Source organism: Arthrobacter sp. SO5 (assembly GCF_020532805.1).
GTDB lineage: Bacteria > Actinomycetota > Actinomycetes > Actinomycetales > Micrococcaceae > Arthrobacter.
Genome location: NZ_MQTQ01000022.1, coordinates 1 through 4,788 on the forward strand (window position 1 = coordinate 1; position 4,788 = coordinate 4,788).

Annotated in this window: 5 protein-coding genes and 1 pseudogene; 4 read left to right on the forward strand and 2 right to left on the reverse strand. The window is 71.2% G+C overall.

Annotated elements, in window-relative coordinates:
• Positions 1 to 603, reverse strand: a 603-nt coding sequence (locus BJG92_RS03945; RefSeq protein ID WP_232082721.1) for an MFS transporter, incomplete at its 3' end; no start/stop codon positions are given.
• 92 nt (positions 604 to 695) lie between these two features.
• On the opposite strand from BJG92_RS03945, the gene BJG92_RS03950 reads away from it, so the two are divergent.
• Positions 696 to 1,673 carry a LysR family transcriptional regulator gene (locus BJG92_RS03950; protein WP_232082722.1) on the forward strand — a complete coding sequence of 326 codons (978 nt, stop codon included), beginning with the start codon at positions 696 to 698 and terminating at the stop codon, positions 1,671 to 1,673.
• 42 nt (positions 1,674 to 1,715) lie between these two features.
• Here the strand turns inward: BJG92_RS03950 and BJG92_RS03955 are convergent, their stop codons facing one another.
• Positions 1,716 to 2,762 carry a nitronate monooxygenase gene (locus BJG92_RS03955; RefSeq protein WP_232082723.1) on the reverse strand — a complete coding sequence of 349 codons (1,047 nt, stop codon included), beginning with the start codon at positions 2,760 to 2,762 and terminating at the stop codon, positions 1,716 to 1,718.
• A gap of 36 nt (positions 2,763 to 2,798) precedes the next feature.
• Here BJG92_RS03955 and BJG92_RS03960 point away from each other — a divergent pair, with 36 nt between their 5' ends.
• The 3 genes and pseudogenes from BJG92_RS03960 to BJG92_RS03970 all read left to right on the forward strand — a co-directional run.
• Positions 2,799 to 3,755: a BadF/BadG/BcrA/BcrD ATPase family protein gene (locus tag BJG92_RS03960; RefSeq protein ID WP_232082724.1), complete on the forward strand. Its 957-nt coding sequence runs from the start codon at positions 2,799 to 2,801 to the stop codon at positions 3,753 to 3,755.
• Between the two features lie 31 nt (positions 3,756 to 3,786).
• Positions 3,787 to 4,251, forward strand: coding sequence for an NUDIX hydrolase (locus BJG92_RS03965; RefSeq protein WP_232082725.1), 465 nt, complete (start codon positions 3,787 to 3,789; stop codon positions 4,249 to 4,251).
• Between the two features lie 229 nt (positions 4,252 to 4,480).
• Positions 4,481 to 4,788, forward strand: a pseudogene (locus BJG92_RS03970) (ribosome small subunit-dependent GTPase A); the annotation flags it as partial.

A 4,788-nucleotide genomic window follows, 5' to 3' on the forward strand; every position in this document is an offset into this window, starting at 1 on the left:
CCACCCCCACAGTTCCCCGGCCGCCCCGGCCACAAGGCGTCCCGCGAGTCCGCCGAGGGTGGTGCCGGCGACGTAGCTGCCTGCCGCCATGGCGGCGTGGGCCTTGTTGACCTCCTCGTTGAGGTAGGCGATCGCGATGGCCGGGATGCCGCCCAGGGCCATGCCTTCGAGCATCCGCAGGCCCAGGAGCATCGGGAAGCTTGAGGCCAGCGGCACCAGCAGCCCCAGGACGGTGGCTGCCGAGATGCCCCACATCATGGCCCGGACCCGGCCGATCCGGTCGGCCAGGAAGGACCACGGTAGGACCGTGACCGCCAGCCCCACGGTGGCCAGCGAAATGGTCAGCGCCGCCTCGGCTGCCGTCACCTGCAGGTCCGCCGCCATCATGGGCAGCACGGCCTGGGTGGAATAGAGCTGGGCGAAGGTCGCGACGCCGGCGAACGCAAGTCCCGCCAGGATCTTCGTGTAGGCGGCCGACCCCTTCCTGTGGCCGGCCCACGCCGTGGCCGCACCGTCGGGGCGTTGAAAGCCGCTGGCGGCAACGGGGGCCGCGAGGACGCGAACGGCCTCAGCGGAGCGGCTGGGCACTTCGATTCGTGGCATGTCCCCAGAATAGGCCTGGACTAAGGAATGCTTCCAATGCATGATTTTCATAGAATCAATGCCAAATACGGATCAGATGAGGACGGCTCCCCATGGACGCGGATCACAAGCAACTGGTGCAGCTGCTGCCGCTGCTGCCGCTGCTGGCCGAGCTCGGGCGGACCCGGCACGTCACCGCTACGGCAGAGGTGCTGGGCCTGCCGCAGTCGACGGTCAGCCGGTCCATAGCGCGTGCGAGCGCGATCATCGGGACTGAACTGCTGATCCGCGAGGGCCGCGGGGTCCGGCTGACTCCCGCCGCCAAGGCGCTCCTGCCACACATCGAGGCTGCACTGGGTGAATTCCAGACGGGGCTGGACCTGGTCCGGCACGAGTCGGATGTGGTGCGCGGCCGGATTGCGGTGTCCTTCCAGCACACCTTTGGGGAGGCGATGCTGCCGCTGCTGATCAGCGCCTTCCGGAGCCGGCATCCGCAGACGGCCTTCGACCTGAGCCAGGGGGCCAGGGACGGCTGCCTGGCCGAGCTGGCCGCCGGGGACGCGGACCTGGCCCTGACGGCTCCGGTCGCCGCGCCGAGCCGGCTGATCTCCTCGGCCGCCCTGTACCGGGAACCGCTGCGGCTCGTCGTCCACCACCGGCACCGGCTGGCCACCCGCCGTCGCGCCCGGCTCGCGGACATCCGGCAGGATCCGTTCGTGGCGCTGGGCGCCGGCTACGGCATGCGTTCGCTCACCGACGCGCTCTTCCGCGAGGCCGGCTTCCGGCCCCGGATCGCCTTCGAAAGCCAGGATTCGCACACCGTCCGCGGCCTCGTGTCGGCGGGGCTCGGCGTCAGTATCCTCCCGCCCGGCGGCCCCGGGCGGCCTGTGGAGGCGCAGGCCGGCGACCTTGGCTGGGTGGAGATCCCCCTCAAGTCCGGTCTCGCCTTCCGGGAGATCGGCCTGGCCTGGCGGGAACGGCGCGGGGGAGCGGAGTCGGAGCCGGACCCGGTGCGGCTGTTCCGGGAACTGGTGCTCAGCGAGGGCCCGGCGCTCCTGGCCGGCTTTGTCCGGGGGCGCTCGGGGACCTGAGCCCGCCAGCGGGCGCAGGTTGGCCGCGGACACGGTCAGGCGTCAGCCCAGCAGCCGGGCCACGACCTCCGCCACGGGACCCGCCTGGGCCTGCTGCCAGCCGGTGCCGGCCCACAGGTTCAGCCGTTCCGGGTCCCCGGCGGCCGCCGCCGCCGCACGCAGGGGCGCCGTGAGATGGTGGACGGCCGGATAGGCTTCCGGGGCCCCGGGGTGGTCCAGGACGAACTCATTGACCAGCGCCCGGGCCCGCCGGCCCGTGAAGGCCGCCGTGAGTGTGGTTCCGGTGTAGCGGGGGCTGGCCAGGGCGTCCTTGTGCAACTGCCGGGCGCCGCTCTCAGCCGTCCTGAGGAACGCCGTGCCCATCTGCGCCGCCTCGGCTCCCGCGGCCAGCACGGCCTCCACTCCGGCGCGGTCCATCACCCCGCCCGCCGCGATCACCGGCAGTCCGACGGCGGACCGCACCCGGGCGACCAGCTCCGCCGTCGTGTCCGGACGGCCGCCTCTGCGGCCGACTCCGGACCCGTCGGTGCCCGGCTGAAACGCCGCACTATGGCCTCCGGCGCTTGCATGCTGGACCACGAGCGCCGTCACGCCCTGCCCGGCCGCCTGCTGCGCTTCGGCCTCAGAGGTGACGGTGGCCAGAACCACGGAGCCCGCCCGGCGAAGTCTGCGCACCAGATCAGCGCCCGGCAGCCCGAAGGCGAAACTGACCAGTTCCACCGGGTCCGCCAGCAACGCATCGATCTTGCCCTGCCAGTGATCGTCGTCGTCCAACCGCGGCCGCGGGAGTTCGACGCCGTAACGCCGGGCATCCGGCTGCAGGCGGGAGCGGTATTCCTCCAGTTCGGCCTGCAGCGCCGCAGACGGTCTGAGCTGTACCGGATCAGGGACGAAGAGGTTCATGCCGAAGCGCGCCCCCGCGGCCCGGGCGCTGCTGATCTCCGCCTGCATGGCCTCAACGCTCTTGTAGCCTGCGGCAAGGAAACCCAGGGCACCGGCGTCGTGCACCGCGCTGACGAAACCGGGCGTGGACGTCCCGCCGGCCATGGGGGCCGCAATGATGCGGGTGCCGAAGAGGGCGTGCGGCATGGGTCACTCCTGGGGGCTCTTCAGTAGGCTGTTCTGGTGACTCATTCTGACATCCCGCCGGCCGCGGACTCCGTGCCCTCCTCCCCGCCCGCCGCAGGTGTGGTGATCGGCCTGGACATCGGCGGGACCAAGACCCGCGGCGTCCGGTTCGTAGCGGGCCGCGCGGTGGCCGACGAATCGGTCGGCAGCTCAAACGTGCAGAACGTCAGCCGTGCGGAAGCTGCCCGCCACCTCGCGGAGCTCTTTGCCAGGATCGGCGGCGGAACGGTCGCCCAGGTCTACGCAGGAGCCGGCGGTATCGACACCGACGCCGACGCCGCGGCGCTCGGCGCGCTGATCGCCCCGCATGTCCCCGGCGCCCGGATCACCGTGGTCCACGATTCCCGGCTGCTGCTGGCCGCCGGTGGCGTGAGCACCGGCGTCGCCGTCATCGGCGGAACGGGTTCGGCCGCCTGGGGCAGGAACAGCCGCGGCGAGGAAGCACGCGCCGGCGGCTGGGGCTACCTGTTGGGCGATGAAGGCAGCGGATACTGGCTGGGCCGCGAGGCTGTCCGCCACAGCCTGAGCCGGATGAACCAGGGACGGGAACCGGACGAACTCACCACAGCCCTGCTGGCGTCCTGCGGCGTCGATGATCCTAATCAGCTGATCGCGCTCTTCCATTCGCCGGACACCGGCCGCCGCTACTGGGCCCAGCGTGCCCGCCTCGTGGTCGATGCCGCAGCCGCGGGCCACGGCGTAAGCGAAGAACTCGTGGACCGCGCCGGGCGCGATCTCGCGGGCTTGGCCGAGCAGACGGCCCGGAAGCTCGGCATCGACGGTCCGGTGATTCTGGGCGGCGGCCTGGGCATGAATGTGCCGAGGCTCCAGGCGGCCTTCCGGTCGGCACTGGCTGCCGCGGGAATCAGCGACGTCCGTGTCCTGGCGCAGGACCCCGTCTTCGGCGTGCTCCAGCTCGTGGCTGAGCAGGACCGGGTGAACAGGACCGGCTGAGCAGGAGAGGGCAGGCTACTACGCTGGGGGCATGAGCCTGAATTTCGATACCCGCCCGGCCGCCTATGCCGTCATTATCCGCGATGGGGCCATCCTCCTGGCCTACTGGAAGCAGGGTGCCAAGGAAGGCTGGACCCTGCCGGGCGGAGGCCTGGATCTCGCCGAGCATCCGGTGGACGGGTGCCGTCGTGAGGTGTACGAGGAGACCGGGTACGACGCCAGGATCGGAGCCATGCTGGGGATCGACGTCGGGCACTGGCCCGCCGAGATCCGGATCGACGGCGGCGAACGGGACTTCCAGTCCCTGCGGCTCGTCTACGAGGCGAGCATCACCGGCGGTGAGCTGCGGCACGAGGTTAACGGCAGCACTACCCACGCTGCCTGGATCCCGCTCGCCGAGGTCGAGGGGCTGAACAAAGTCTCGCTCGTGGACGCTGCGCTCCGGCTCTACCGGGAACGGCCGCTGAACGGCAAACTTTCCTCACCGCGAACCTAGCCAGGCCGGGGAGCGGATGGTTATCCTAGGAACGCTGGCACCGAAGCGCCGGCCGGGACGACGGGGAGGTGGAGACCATGACTGCAAATGCACTGCGCGCGATGCGCGCCGCCAGCAACGTCATTATTCCTGCCCCGGCTTTCACCACCCGCTAGCCTTCAGCCGCTGCCCGGTTCCGCCGGAACCCGCAGCGCGGCGCGGGGAGCGGGGCCCCAGCAAAGGGCTTTCGTTGACTACATCTCCCGCACATCCGGGCGCTCCTGGCGCCGGAAAAATCATCAACCACCACCTTTCGGCAGGACCCTCCCGCTACGGCTACACCACGGCCGTCGCGGCACGCTTCGCGGACCACCCCGTTCCGGGTGGCACCGCCGCGGCCCGGGTCATCCGCGTGGACCGCACCCTGGTGCTCGTCGCTGCGGGTGACGGGATTCTGCATCTGCCCTACCCGCGCTCCGGAGAACCACCCGCGGCCGGGGACTGGGTGTGGCTTGGCGCCAACACGGCGGGGGAGCCCGCCATTCTGGGTGTGCTGCC